We start from the raw sequence: 499 nt of genomic DNA on the forward strand, positions 1-499 counted from the left end.
CGTGGTGCGGCTGACGGCGCACGAGACGGCGAGCGAGCTCGCCTTCTTCCTGACGGACAGCCTGGCGGACGCGGAGCTCGCCGCCGCCGCCGACTCCGGCGCCCTGAACGACCCGAAGGAGCTGACGCGCCAGGTCGAGCGCCTGCTCGAGAAGCCCGAGACGCGCAGCAGCCTGAGCACGACGCTCATCGCGGCGTGGGGGCTCAGCAACCTGTTCGGCACGATCAAGGATCCAGGGATGTTCCCCGAGTACACCCCCGCGCTCCAGGCGAGCATGGTCCACGAGACCCAGCTGCTCCTCGACGAGCTCCTGTGGAGCCGCGGCGCGGACGTGTCGACCCTGCTCACCTCGAGGGAGACGTTCGTGAACGGTCCGCTCGCGGAGGTCTACGGCGTGGAGCACACGGGCGCCGAGCCGGAGGAGTTCGTGAAGGTCGCGCTGCCGGCCAACGAGCGCGCCGGGATCCTCACGCAGCTCGGCCTGCTCGCGGCGCTGTCC

At 71.1% G+C, this 499-nt stretch carries 1 protein-coding gene; it reads left to right on the forward strand.

Going from position 1 to position 499, the window contains the following annotated elements; genetic code table 11:
* Positions 1-499, forward strand: a 499-nt coding sequence (locus BN4575_RS22750) for a DUF1592 domain-containing protein (RefSeq protein WP_141689906.1), incomplete at both ends; no start/stop codon positions are given.

The sequence above is a fragment of the Aeromonas sp. EERV15 genome (assembly GCF_900079845.1).
Taxonomy (GTDB): Bacteria; Pseudomonadota; Gammaproteobacteria; order Enterobacterales; family Aeromonadaceae; genus Aeromonas; species Aeromonas sobria.